The 12,266-nt window shown below is 56.5% G+C and carries 12 protein-coding genes; 8 read left to right on the forward strand and 4 right to left on the reverse strand.

Annotation, left to right across the window (positions count from 1 at the left end):
• Positions 1–49 precede the first annotated feature (49 nt).
• Positions 50–841, reverse strand: a complete 792-nt coding sequence (gene trpA / locus FN806_RS17375) for a tryptophan synthase subunit alpha (RefSeq protein WP_142639469.1) — start codon at positions 839–841, stop codon at positions 50–52.
• A gap of 78 nt (positions 842–919) precedes the next feature.
• Complete coding sequence (locus tag FN806_RS17380) at positions 920–1,405, reverse strand: acyloxyacyl hydrolase (RefSeq protein ID WP_142639471.1); 486 nt, start codon at positions 1,403–1,405, stop codon at positions 920–922.
• 194 nt (positions 1,406–1,599) lie between these two features.
• Between FN806_RS17380 and ychF the strand changes: the two genes are divergently transcribed.
• Both ychF and FN806_RS17390 read left to right on the forward strand, forming a co-directional pair.
• A complete protein-coding gene (ychF, locus tag FN806_RS17385) occupies positions 1,600–2,697 on the forward strand; it encodes a redox-regulated ATPase YchF (protein ID WP_142639473.1) in 1,098 nt (365 codons plus the stop codon).
• Positions 2,698–2,708: 11 nt separating this feature from the next.
• Positions 2,709–3,212, forward strand: a complete 504-nt coding sequence (locus tag FN806_RS17390) for a GNAT family N-acetyltransferase (protein WP_334223320.1) — start codon at positions 2,709–2,711, stop codon at positions 3,210–3,212.
• Between the two features lie 62 nt (positions 3,213–3,274).
• Here the strand turns inward: FN806_RS17390 and FN806_RS17395 are convergent, their stop codons facing one another.
• The gene (locus FN806_RS17395) at positions 3,275–4,900 is read right to left on the reverse strand and encodes a GMC family oxidoreductase (RefSeq protein WP_142639505.1); all 1,626 of its coding nucleotides are present in this window, start codon (positions 4,898–4,900) and stop codon (positions 3,275–3,277) included.
• Between the two features lie 103 nt (positions 4,901–5,003).
• Here FN806_RS17395 and FN806_RS17400 point away from each other — a divergent pair, with 103 nt between their 5' ends.
• A complete protein-coding gene (locus tag FN806_RS17400) occupies positions 5,004–5,882 on the forward strand; it encodes a LysR substrate-binding domain-containing protein (RefSeq protein WP_142639477.1) in 879 nt (292 codons plus the stop codon).
• Between the two features lie 4 nt (positions 5,883–5,886).
• Here FN806_RS17400 and FN806_RS17405 read toward each other — a convergent pair whose 3' ends face one another.
• Positions 5,887–6,456 (reverse strand): helix-turn-helix domain-containing protein, encoded by a 570-nt coding sequence (locus FN806_RS17405; protein ID WP_185956736.1) that lies wholly within the window; start codon positions 6,454–6,456, stop codon positions 5,887–5,889.
• Positions 6,457–6,636: 180 nt separating this feature from the next.
• Between FN806_RS17405 and glyA the strand changes: the two genes are divergently transcribed.
• The 5 genes from glyA to FN806_RS17430 all read left to right on the forward strand — a co-directional run bounded on the left by glyA (position 6,637) and on the right by FN806_RS17430 (position 12,141).
• Entirely contained in the window at positions 6,637–7,890 is a 1,254-nt protein-coding gene (glyA, locus tag FN806_RS17410) for a serine hydroxymethyltransferase (RefSeq protein WP_142639481.1), read from the forward strand.
• 9 nt (positions 7,891–7,899) lie between these two features.
• Complete coding sequence (gene lpdA, locus FN806_RS17415) at positions 7,900–9,282, forward strand: dihydrolipoyl dehydrogenase (protein ID WP_142639483.1); 1,383 nt, start codon at positions 7,900–7,902, stop codon at positions 9,280–9,282.
• A 14-nt stretch (positions 9,283–9,296) separates the two neighbouring features.
• Entirely contained in the window at positions 9,297–10,241 is a 945-nt protein-coding gene (gene lipA, locus FN806_RS17420; protein WP_142639485.1) for a lipoyl synthase, read from the forward strand.
• Between the two features lie 25 nt (positions 10,242–10,266).
• Positions 10,267–11,640, forward strand: a complete 1,374-nt coding sequence (locus tag FN806_RS17425) for an alanine/glycine:cation symporter family protein (protein WP_142639487.1) — start codon at positions 10,267–10,269, stop codon at positions 11,638–11,640.
• Positions 11,641–11,718: 78 nt separating this feature from the next.
• Entirely contained in the window at positions 11,719–12,141 is a 423-nt protein-coding gene (locus FN806_RS17430; protein ID WP_142639489.1) for a universal stress protein, read from the forward strand.
• The last annotated feature ends 125 nt before the right edge of the window (positions 12,142–12,266 follow it).

The following is a 12,266-nucleotide window of genomic DNA, read 5'->3' on the forward strand; positions in this document are numbered from 1 at the left end:
CAGCCGGGTTGCGCCGACTGCGGTCAAGATTGCGAAACCGGTCGTTGGATCAGGCCGAATGTGCCCCATCTGCCAGCGATTTGACAAAATCCAGAACTTCACCAACCGACTTCCCGGCGGCGATCTGGCTGACAATGGCCGAGCCGACCACAGCGCCATCGGCAACAGTTGCGATTGCCCGCGATTTTTCCGGGGTATTGATTCCAAAGCCCACGATCACTGGCAAATCCGTGGCGGATTTGATCCGAGAGACCTCGGGGCCTACATTCGTGGCCTGGGCTTCGGCTGCGCCTGTGATCCCCGTGATCGAGACGTAATACACAAATCCCGAAGTGTTCTGAAGAACGCGCGGAAGCCGTTTGTCATCCGTTGTCGGCGTGGCGAGGCGGATAAAGTTCAATCCAGCCGCCTGTGCAGGCAGGCAAAGTTCGTCATCTTCTTCGGGGGGCAGGTCAACGACGATCAGGCCGTCGATGCCAGCCTCAGTAGCGTCCGCCAGAAACCTTTCCACACCGCGGCTGTAGATGGGATTGTAATACCCCATTAGCACAATAGGCGTTGTATCATCCGTTTCCCGAAAAGCACGTGCAAGATCCAGTGTGCGTTGCAAGGTCATCCCGCCCTCTAGGGCGCGTTGTCCTGCTGCCTGGATGGTCGGACCATCCGCCATCGGGTCAGTGAACGGCAGCCCAAGTTCGATCACGTCGACACCGGCACCGGGCAAGCCCCTGACGATCTCAAGCGAGGTGTCGAAATCGGGGTCACCGGCCATGATGTAGGATACGAAGGCCTTTTTGCCCTCGGCCTTGAGGGCGGCGAACTTGGCGTCGATACGGGTCATCTGCGGTCCTTGCATACGGATTTGAACCTGATGTGCAGAAACTTTGCCCGGAAATCAATCCCGCTGGGCCAGATTGCTTCAGAACCCGTAGTGATAACGCATGAACACTGAGTTGACGCCGGGATTGAAACTGTCCGTGCTCGCGTTCGAATTATGGGTGATGGCCAGCGAGAGCTTGTTTCCGTTTTCCAGGGCATATCCAATTCCGAAAAGGCTGCGGATCTGGAAATTTCCGCCGAGATCATTGTCATCATTTGAGGCGTTGTAGTAGCCAGGCATCACGCTGGCCTCTGCGAACCACCGATCAGAGATCGTATAGAGACCGACCAAACCGGCGCCAATATGCGTGTCGGCATCTGCATCCACCGTCAGAGCCACACCCCAGCCAGCACTGAGGCGCGTGGCTTCGTGAAACGGGCTGTGCTGGTATTCCAGTGACACGACCGCCTGATCATTGCTGCTGGTGTGGGTGAAATCCGCATATCCTGCTCCCAATACGATGGACTGCCCGTGTGCCATGGTCGTGGTGGCCAGCAAAGTGCTCATTAAGAAAAGTGTTTTCATCTCGGTACTTCTTGGTTTTCTCAACTCCCTGTCAGTTGGTGACGTGGCAGTGGCAGAATCAAGTATTCGAAGTACACGTTTGATTAACAGATAAGTGATGTTGCAACTGGGACTCGACCTGTTGCCGCCGTCCGGGTTGCGCATTTGCCCGGACGTGAATAGAAGACGCCGTCGTATCGCTTCAGGAGGCCGAGATGGGCTTTAAAATGGGAATCGTGGGTTTGCCGAATGTGGGCAAGTCGACTCTCTTCAATGCGCTGACCAAGACAGCGGCTGCTCAGGCGGCGAATTTCCCGTTCTGCACCATTGAACCCAATGTGGGTGATGTGGCGGTGCCCGATGACCGGCTGGACAAGCTGGCGGCGATTGCAAGTTCAAAGCAGATCATCCCGACGCGAATGACGTTTGTGGATATCGCGGGCCTGGTAAAGGGCGCGTCAAAGGGCGAGGGGTTGGGCAACCAGTTTCTGGCCAACATCCGTGAGACTGACGCCATCGCTCATGTGTTGCGCTGCTTCGAAGATGGTGATGTGACCCATGTCGATGGCCGCGTCGATCCCGTGGCGGATGCCGATACGATTGAGACCGAACTGATGCTGGCCGATCTGGAAAGCATCGAAAAGCGCCGTGCCAATCTGGTGCGCAAGCTGAAGGGCAACGACAAAGAGGCACAGCAACAGGAACGTTTGCTTGCCAAAGCGCAGGCCATGCTGGAAGACGGCAAACCCGCGCGTCTGGTCGAAGTTAGCGACGAAGACGACAAGGCCTGGAAGATGCTGCAACTGCTGACCACCAAACCGGTTCTCTATGTCTGCAACGTCTCGGAAGAAGAGGCCGCCGAGGGCAATGAATATTCAGCCCGTGTGGCTGAAATGGCCGCAGCGCAAGGCAACTCGCACGTCATTATCAGTGCCAAGATCGAAGAAGAGATTAGCCTGCTGGAAGAGGACGAAGCGCAGATGTTCCTCGAGGAAATGGGGCTGGAAGAGCCAGGTCTCGACCGTCTGATCCGCGCAGGCTACGACCTGCTGAAGCTGGAAACCTATTTCACCGTCGGCCCGAAAGAAGCCCGTGCCTGGACCATCCGCACCGGCACCGCCGCGCCGCAGGCTGCTGGCGTCATCCATGGCGATTTCGAAAAGGGTTTCATCCGTGCTGAAACGATCGCCTATGACGACTATGTTTCGGCAAACGGAGAGCAAGGCGCCAAAGAGGCAGGCAAGATGCGCGCCGAAGGCAAGGGCTATGTCGTCAAGGATGGCGATGTGATGCACTTCTTGTTTAATACCTAAGCGCCTTGGCATTGCGAACTGCAGAAAAGTCAGATGCGTCCAGTATCGCTGCCATCTCGATTGAAGTATGGATCGGAACCTACCTCAAACATGGTGTCAGTGGGATTTTTGCAGATTTCGCCTTGTCGGAATTCACAACAAGCAAAGTATTAGAACAGATTCAAAACCCGGATGAATTCATTCTGGTGTCCGACAATAATCAGGGGATTGACGGGTTCATCCGTGTTTCCCCTGCACGCATCGCCCCTGTTTCCGGGTGGTGGGGCATGGAGATATCGACATTCTACGTCCAGCCGCGCCATCACGGAAAAGGTATCGGAAGGCGTCTTTTGGCAGCCGCGCTGGAACATTGCCGGGATCAGGGGGCAGATGTGGTCTGGCTGATGACCAATGCTGAGAACACCTCGGCCATCAAGTTCTATCTGGCCAAGGGTTTTGAGTTCATTGGAGAGACCCACTTTCAGATCGACGATCAGAAGTATTTGAACAACGTCTATGCGTTGCACTTTTCCTGATCAGGGAATGAGGCCCCTTTCCAGACCAAATATTCTGTAAGACGGTCTTCTTTCCCTCTGCTTCAAGCGTTCATGCGCTTTGTGGCATCTTCCAGAATGAGGTCCGCGCCGCGCGCGGCCAGCATCATCACAGGCGCATTGGTGTTGCCTGAGGTGATGCTTGGAAACGAGGACGCGTCGACCACCCTAAGGCCTGCCACCCCATGCACCCGCAGTCGAGAATCCAGAACTGAATCCTGTTCCGATGTCCCCATGCGACATGTACAGCTTGGATGAAATATAGTTCCGGCGTTGGCGCGGAAATTCTCTAACATCTGGTCGTCATTCATCCGCGTAACATCTGGTTCTATCCGGGTCCGCGTAACACTGCGGATCGCCTCAGTCTGCGCCAGCTTCTGTAACACCCGACCCGCTTTGATAGCCATGTCGCAGTCATGGTTTGTGGAGAGAGAATTCGGTTGGATGGCGGGTGCATCCATGGGATCTGCCGAACGGATGTTGATCTCCCCTCTGCTTGTCGGCCTGCAGGGCTGGGCGCACAGAAGAAAGCCTGCTTCGGTATCAACGCCCGGTTGTCCTTTGGTTTCGGTCTTATAGGACATCGGATTGCAATAGATTTGCATATCAGCAAATTCGGCGGTTTCGTCCGAACGCACAAAGCCGCTGACCTGGTTGACGGGGACGCTGAGTGGCCCGCTGCGGGTCAACAGATAACGAATACCGGACAACATCTGTCCCAACCGATTGCCAAGCGTATTATTCAATGTCGGCTCGGTCGCATGAAAGAAATGGGATATGCCAAGATGATCCTGCAATCCCTGTCCAACCTGCGACAGGTTATGGCGCACTTTGATGCCGTGCCTTTTCAACAGGTTCGCAGGCCCGATCCCTGAAAGCTGCAAGAGCTGTGGCGAGTTTACGGCTCCGGCAGATAGGATAACTTCACGGGTCGCCATGGCCTCGGCCATTTGACCCCCGACACGATAGCGAACACCGGTGGCTTTGCCTTGATCCAGAATTACGTTCTGCACCAGAGCATTGGATACCACCCGTAGATTACCACGTTTCAGGGCGGGGTGCAGGAACGCGGCTGCTGATGACCAGCGGCGGCCGTTTTTGACGGTGCTGCGCAGGTTCATCATCCCTTCGGCGTCCTGACCGTTCAGATTGTCCGAAACATGCCAGCCCATCTGCCGTGAGGCCTCCAGAAAGTGGCGCGAAAACGGGTGCATGCCCTCACTGACATCACTGACCACAAGGGGTCCGTCCGTTGACGAAGGTGTTTGGCCTCTTTCGACATGGGTCTCGATCGCCTCATATGTCTGGCGAACCGTTTCCCAGTTCCAACCCTCTGCGCCTGCCTTGGCCCAGTCATCAAAATCATGCGAGAGGCCTCGCAAATATGCCATGGCGTTGATCGAGCTTGATCCGCCAATAACCCGCCCGCGCGGCCAATAGGCCTGACGGTTGTTCAACCCGGGATCAGCCTGGGCAGAGTAACACCAGTTCACCTTGGGATCGTTGAAGGTTTTGCCGTATCCCAGCGGTACATTGATCCAGAAACGGCGATCGGTTCCACCGGCTTCTATCAGCAACACTTTATGGCTGCCACACGCGCTCAGCTTGCTTGCCAGCACGCAGCCGGCAGATCCGGCGCCCACGATGATATAGTCGAAGGTCTGCGTCATCTCGAACCGTTTTGGGTAATAGGCCCCATGATTTGCACGCAAAGATTGTCAATTCAAACAATGTATATTACCCATTAGGCATAATTTTCATTGAAGGTAAGAAATGGCGAAACTGCCCCATGTCACCTGGTTGAGGGCTTTTGAAGTTGCCGCGCGTCACAACAGTTTCTCTGCGGCAGCAGAAGAGCTGGGGCTGACATCAGCCGCCGTCAGTCAGCAGATACGGTTGTTAGAGAAGCACCTAAACGTATCCCTGTTCGAACGCTTGCCGCGCGGGGTTGCCCTGACCGAAATCGGGCGGGCCTATGCGATGCCGGTTCAAAAGACGTTTTCCGAGTTAAGAGACGCAACCAGCGGCCTTTTCACCAATTCCCGCAGGCGGGTGGTCAAAATACGGGCCTCCATCTCATGTGCGGGGCTGGTAATCGCACCAAGACTGGTTGAGTTTGAAAACCTGCACCCCGACATCAAAGTGGACCTCTCCACCTTCGTCTGGGCGAACCGGTTTGGAGAGGAAGAAAGCGATATTGATATCCGGTTCGGCTATGGTGACTGGGATGACGGGATCGTCTCGCATCTGGGCCATGAATGTGCGGTGCCGGTCTGCCATCCCGATTATGCGGCATCTTTTGGCGCAGATCTGAGCATTCAAAATCTGGCCCAGGGCCGGGTCGTCGCAATCAAAGGGTCCGAGAATGACTGGATGAGATTGTCTGATCAATACACGCTCAATTTGGGCGCGCCCTCCAGAACGCTTCGAATGGATTCGTCATTTTTGGCCTTGCAGGCCGTCACGGCGGGGCAGGGCGCGGCCATGGTATTAGAAAGCTTTGCCCATGAGTACATTAAGCAGGGTTTGCTGGTGGCACCTTTTGATTACCGCCTGCCCATTCAACCTTCGCACTATCTGGTTAAGCGCAAAGGCGCTGAAGACCGCATCGAGGTACAGGTTTTCGCAAGTTGGGTGACGTCACTCTATTAGTGGGCTATTCCAGCGATACCCAAAGCACACGGGCATCTTCGGTACTGGTTGAAATACAGCCGTGCCCCATTCCACTGTCATAATAGAGCGAGTCCCCGGCTTTCATCGGCAGCGGTCGGTAGTGTTCCGACACAAAAGTCAGCTCTCCGCTGAGGACAAACATGAACTCTTCTCCAGAATGGCGAATCCAGTTTTCAAATTCGGAAATGTCGCGCGCCTTGATTGTCGCGATATAGGGCAGCATTCGTTTGCTGGTCAGCTCTGAACACAGCAATTCATGGATATATGTGGAGGTGTCCTTGATCTCACCGTCGCCCTTGGGCGTATAATCGCGACGGCCTGATATACCCGATTGACCGGACTGTAGAAACAGCTGCGGTGTGCTGAGGTCAAGCGCCTGTGTGAGCCGCCGAACAATATCAAAGCTGGGCTTTGTCTGGTTGTTTTCGATTTTTGACAGGGTTGATCGACCGATCCCGGCAGCACGACCGGCTTCTTCCAAAGTCCAGCCTTTTGCACGGCGCGCGTCGCGGATCGAGCGGCCCAGAGCCATACCCTCGTCCTGTTCGTCCATTCCGGAAACATCCGTTAAGTTCTCTTCTGCCACGTGAAATCCCCCTGTTTTATCGATGCTTGCATAATTTCCAATCAAAATCAAATTCACCATTGTAAGAAAAATGTTGCCTTAAGGATGAAAATTCCACTATAGGAAACAAAGTTTCGCGAATTGGATTCGGAACCTTGGGAGGAGACCATGTTTAAAACGTCGCTGGCTGAGGCCGATCCGGTAATCTCTGCGTCGATTTCCCGTGAGGGTGCCCGTCAGGCGGATCAGATCGAACTGATCGCATCTGAAAACATCGTCTCGCAGGCGGTGATTGATGCGCAGGGGTCTGTGCTGACCAACAAATACGCCGAAGGGTATCCCGGTCGCCGGTATTACGGTGGCTGCGAATATGTCGACGAGGTCGAATCCGAAGCTATCGAGCGGTTGAAGAAACTGTTTGGGTGCGAATACGCAAACGTACAACCTCATTCCGGCGCTCAGGCGAATGGAGCGGTCAAGCTGGCGCTGCTTAGCCCCGGTGACACGATATTGGGAATGTCGCTGGATGCTGGCGGGCACCTGACCCACGGCGCGAAACCCGCACAATCGGGCAAATGGTTCCGTCCGGTGCAATACGGTCTGAACGATGCCGGGCTGATTGATTATGATCAGGTCGAGGCATTGGCAGAAGCTGAGAAGCCCAAGCTGATCATCGCGGGCGCATCGGCCTATTCGCAGAAAATCGACTTTGCGCGCTTTCGGGCAATCGCTGACAAGGTTGGGGCCTGGCTGCTGGCAGATATGGCGCATATCGCGGGGCTGGTGGCGACTGGGCTGCATCCGTCGCCTGTTGGGCACGCTCATGTGGTGACGTCGACCACTCATAAGACCCTACGTGGACCACGCGGCGGGATCATCCTGACCAATGATGAAACACTGGCCAAGAAGATCAACTCGGCAGTGTTTCCGGGTCTGCAGGGTGGCCCGCTGATGCATGTGATCGCGGGCAAGGCTGTAGCCTTTGGTGAAGCTTTGAAGCCTGAGTTCAAAACCTACATGCAGCGCGTAGTCGACAGCGCGGCGGCTTTGGCGAATGTGATGATGGCGCGAGGCTGTGACATCGTTTCCGGCGGAACTGAGAACCATCTGATGTTGGTCGATCTGCGCCCCATCGGCGTGACTGGCAAAGATGCCGAGGCCGCGCTTGAGCGTGCAGGTTTTACTTGCAACAAAAACAGTGTTCCCGGCGATCCGCAAAAGCCAACGATTACCAGTGGTATTCGTCTGGGCACCGCTGCCGGATGCAGCCGTGGATTTGGCCCCGAAGAGTTTACGACGATCGGTCATCTGATTGGCAACGTGCTGGACGCTTTGGCTCAGTCGTCTGAGGGGGATGCGACCGTCGAAAAAGAAACTCGTGAAAAAGTCCGCGCCCTGTGCGCGAGCCATCCGATCTACTGAGGTTAAATCATGAGCACCTATGACCTGATCGTTATTGGCGGTGGCCCCGGCGGATATGTAGCGGCCATTCGTGCCGCTCAGCTGGGCATGAATGTCGCTTGCGTCGAGGGGCGGGGTGCTCTTGGCGGAACCTGTCTGAATGTGGGGTGCATACCCTCCAAAGCGTTGCTGACCTCCTCGGCCAAATATGCCGAGATCAGCCATCTCTCCTCCCATGGCATTGAGGTCGAGGGGGCCAGCATCGACATCGGCGCGATGATGGGGCGCAAGGACAAGATCGTTGGTGACCTGACCAAAGGGATCGGATTCCTGTTCAAAAAGAACGGTATCGACCTGATCGAAGGTTGGGCCAGTATTCCGGCTGCAGGACAGGTTCAGGTCGGCGACACGATCCATGAGGCAAAGAACATCCTGATCGCCACCGGGTCCGAGCCGACCTCGCTGCCGGGGATCGAGATTGACGAGCAAGATATCCTCAGCTCGACCGGGGCGATTGCGCTGGACACCGTGCCGGATCATCTGGTGGTGATCGGTGCCGGTGTCATCGGATTGGAACTGGGTCAGGTCTGGGCGCGTCTGGGTGCCAAAGTCACGGTGGTTGAATATCTCGACCGTGTTCTGCCCGGCATTGATGGAGAGATCGCCAAGCTGGCACAGCGCGCCCTGTCAAAGCGCGGGCTGAAATTCCAACTGGGCAGGGCGCTGAAATCGGTCGGGAAAACCGACGCGGGCCTGTCCCTGATCGTGGACCGGGTTGGCAAGGACAAGGAAGAAGTGATCGAGGCCGACAAGGTCCTGATCGCCGTAGGCCGTCGCCCTGTGACGCGCGGACTAGGGTTGGACGCGCTTGGCGTTGCCCTGAGCGCGCGCGGCTTCATCGAGGTTGATGGCACATTCCAAACCTCGGTCCCCGGCATCTATGCAATCGGTGACTGTGTGCCCGGACCAATGCTGGCGCATAAGGCCGAAGAAGACGGCGTCGCCTGTGTCGAAATCCTGGCCGGTCAGGCCGGGCATGTGGATTACAATACCGTTCCGGGCGTGGTTTATACCGACCCCGAAGTTGCCTCGGTCGGATTGACCGAAGAAGCGCTTAAAGAAGCGGGGACAGAATATTCCGTGGGCAAGTTCGCCTTCATGGCCAATTCTCGGGCGCGTTCGATCGGTGAAACGGATGGTGCGGTCAAGGTTCTGGCTGGCGATGACGGTCAAATCCTGGGCGCGCATATCTGCGGCGCGCATGGCGGCGACCTGATTGCCGAGCTGGTTCTGGCAATGACCAAATGCGCTACCGTTTCCGAAGTTGCCGCAACCTGTCATGCGCACCCTGCAATGGGCGAGGCGGTCAAAGAGGCCTGCCTTGACGCCCTGGGCCGTGCGATTCACGCTTAACGAGGATCAGCCAGATGACCATCCAGCTTCGCCCTCGCCACCCGGAAAAAGCCAAAAAGGCTGACAGTGTCATTCCGCGTAAACCGAAATGGATTCGGAAGAAACGGGTTGAAAGCGCAGAATTTTACGAAACCCGCCGCCTGATGCGTGACCATAATCTGGCTACCGTTTGCGAAGAGGCTGCTTGCCCAAATATCGGCGAATGCTGGTCCAAGCGCCACGCCACCATGATGATCATGGGCGAGGTCTGTACCCGCGGCTGTTCCTTCTGCAACGTTGCCACTGGCCGCCCCGACGCTCTGGACCAGTTCGAACCCGGCCGTGTGGCCGTTGCGGTGAAAAAGCTGGGCCTGCGTCATGTCGTGATCACCTCGGTTGACCGGGATGATCTGGCTGATGGCGGCGCTGAACATATTGCCCAAACCATCCGTGCTGTGCGCCACCAGAATCCCGGCACAACGGTAGAAGTTCTGACCCCCGACTTTCTGGGCAAAGGGGACGCGGCCGATCTGGTATTTGCGGCCGCCCCCGACGTATTCAATCACAATCTCGAAACGGTTCCGCATCTGTATCCCACGGTGCGTCCGGGCGCGCGGTATTACACTTCGCTGCGTCTGTTGGACGATGCCAAGCGCGCCAACCCCGAGATCTTTACCAAATCCGGCCTGATGGTCGGGCTGGGTGAAAGCCTGAGCGATGTACGGCAGGTGATGGATGACCTGCGCGCCGCGAATGTCGATTTTCTGACAGTGGGGCAATATCTGCAGCCGACCGCAAAACATCACCCGATTGACCGGTTCTGGACACCGGAAGAATTCGCCCAGCTTGAGCAGATCGCACGCTCAAAGGGCTTTCTGCACGTGTCAGCCACGCCGCTGACTCGTTCGTCGTTCCACGCGGACGAAGACTTTGCCGCCCTCAAGCAAGCTCGCCAAAGGGCGATTGCTGCCGGGGCATAATCCAAACGCGCTAGGGAGGAATACCATGGAAGCGTTAAATTCAATCGTAGGGGCCATCAATGGCGTCGTGTGGGGGCCGCTGATGCTGGTCCTCATTCTTGGCGTTGGCTTCTTCCTGCAGGTGGGGCTGAAATTCATGCCGATCCTGCGTATCGGCACGGGCTTTAAGCTGCTGTTCGCCGGTCGAGAAAGTCAGGGCGATGGGCAGATCAGCCCGTTTAACGCTCTGATGACGTCGCTGTCGGCGACAATCGGTACGGGTAACATCGCCGGTGTTGCTACTGCTGTCTTCCTGGGCGGTCCGGGCGCTTTGTTCTGGATGTGGATGACCGCCCTGGTGGGCATGGCCACCAAATATGCCGAGGCTGTTCTGGCGGTGAAATACCGTGAGAAGGACGAGCTGGGCAACTTTGTCGGTGGTCCGATGTACTACATCAAGAACGGTCTGGGTGCGAAATGGGCCTGGCTGGGCGTTGCATTTGCCTTGTTCGGTGCGGTCGCAGCTTTTGGCATCGGCAACGGTGTGCAAGCCAACGGTGTGGCACAGGTTCTCGAAGCCAACTTCGGCCTGAATACTTCGGTCACCGGTGTGGTGCTGATGGTCCTGACCGCAGCCGTAATCCTAGGCGGTATCACTCGTATCGGCGCTGTTGCCGGTAAGCTGGTTCCGTTAATGGCGATTGCCTATATCGCTGCCGGTCTCATCGTGCTGCTGATCAACATCGGTGAAATCGGCAATGCGCTGTCGCTGGTCTTCACCTACGCCTTCACACCCTCGGCCGCCGAAGGTGGTTTTGCGGGCGCCGCCGTTTGGGCCGCCATCCGCTTTGGTGTGGCGCGCGGTGTCTTCTCGAACGAAGCCGGTCTGGGTTCCGCCCCGATCGCGCACGCAGCAGCAGAAACCAAAGGTCCGGTAAACCAGGGCCTGATCGCGATGCTGGGAACGTTCATCGACACTATCATCGTCTGCTCGATCACCGGTTTGGCAATCATCGCCTCAGGTGCGTGGACCACGGGTGAATCCGGTGCCGCGTTGACTTCGGCCGCCTTCGAAATGTCGCTGCCGGGCATTGGTGGCTATCTGATCGCCATCGCGCTGTCGATCTTTGCCTTTACCACCATCCTCGGTTGGTCGTTCTATGGCGAAAAATGCGTCGAGTTCCTGTTGGGTGTGAAATCTTTGGTGCCGTACCGCGTCTTGTGGATTATCATGATCTACTTCGGCGCAACCGCGGATCTGGGCTTTATCTGGCTGCTTGCAGATACGCTGAACGCCATGATGGCTATCCCGAACCTGATCGCCTTGGCATTGCTGAGCCCAATCGTCTTCAAATTGACGAAAGAGTTCTTTGCCTCCGGTGGTAGGTCCGAAGAGCCGGGCGGCACGCCTGCCGAATAATCCGGGCACTGAAAACCTACGGGGGGCCATTCCGGCCCCCCGACTTGAAACAGAATTCCTATCTCGAGGAGAGGCGTGATGGCCACGAAAATCCTGCTGCCGATTGATCACTCTGACGACCGTTCCTGGAAACAGGCATTGCCGGTCGCATTGGAACAGGCGAAATTCTACGGTGCCGAACTGCACGCGGTCGCCGTCATCCCCGAGATCATCCAGCTGCCGAACCTGCCCGCCAATTATGGCGCCGGTGCCAAAGAGCATGTGCGCAACGCGGTTCAGGCCATCTTGGACAATGGTGACGCCGCGGGCGTTGCTGTCCATGTCCAAGAGGGCAGCGTCTACCGCGAAATTCTGAAGCTCGCTCACAAAGAGGGCTTCGACATGATCGTCATGGCGTCGACCAAGGGCGATTTCCCGAATTATGAAATTGGTCCGAACCTGGCACGCGTGGTGCGCAATGCGCATTGCACCGTCATGGTAGTTCGTGACCAGTCCCGCTGATCGAAAGGTACCTGAAATGACGGATATTAGGCGCACGCCTTTGCATGGTTTGCATGTTGAGTTGGGTGGGAAGTTGGTTGATTTTGCGGGCTGGGAGATGCCTGTTCAGTATCCCTTGGGGATTA

Source organism: Ruegeria faecimaris, from assembly GCF_900182615.1.
GTDB lineage: Bacteria > Pseudomonadota > Alphaproteobacteria > Rhodobacterales > Rhodobacteraceae > Ruegeria > Ruegeria faecimaris.

Bases quoted from the DNA above. Each gene is read 5' to 3' on its own strand.
- FN806_RS17400 (WP_142639477.1), top strand. From the start codon at position 5,004: ATGGCGAAACTGCCCCATGTCACCTGGTTGAGGGCTTTTGAAGTTGCC.
- lipA (WP_142639485.1), top strand. From the start codon at position 9,297: ATGACCATCCAGCTTCGCCCTCGCCACCCGGAAAAAGCCAAAAAGGCT.
- FN806_RS17425 (WP_142639487.1), top strand. From the start codon at position 10,267: ATGGAAGCGTTAAATTCAATCGTAGGGGCCATCAATGGCGTCGTGTGG.
- glyA (WP_142639481.1), top strand. From the start codon at position 6,637: ATGTTTAAAACGTCGCTGGCTGAGGCCGATCCGGTAATCTCTGCGTCG.
- trpA (WP_142639469.1), bottom strand. From the start codon at position 841: ATGACCCGTATCGACGCCAAGTTCGCCGCCCTCAAGGCCGAGGGCAAA.
- FN806_RS17430 (WP_142639489.1), top strand. From the start codon at position 11,719: ATGGCCACGAAAATCCTGCTGCCGATTGATCACTCTGACGACCGTTCC.
- FN806_RS17405 (WP_185956736.1), bottom strand. From the start codon at position 6,456: ATGGACGAACAGGACGAGGGTATGGCTCTGGGCCGCTCGATCCGCGAC.
- FN806_RS17395 (WP_142639505.1), bottom strand. From the start codon at position 4,900: ATGACGCAGACCTTCGACTATATCATCGTGGGCGCCGGATCTGCCGGC.
- ychF (WP_142639473.1), top strand. From the start codon at position 1,600: ATGGGCTTTAAAATGGGAATCGTGGGTTTGCCGAATGTGGGCAAGTCG.
- FN806_RS17380 (WP_142639471.1), bottom strand. From the start codon at position 1,405: ATGAAAACACTTTTCTTAATGAGCACTTTGCTGGCCACCACGACCATG.
- lpdA (WP_142639483.1), top strand. From the start codon at position 7,900: ATGAGCACCTATGACCTGATCGTTATTGGCGGTGGCCCCGGCGGATAT.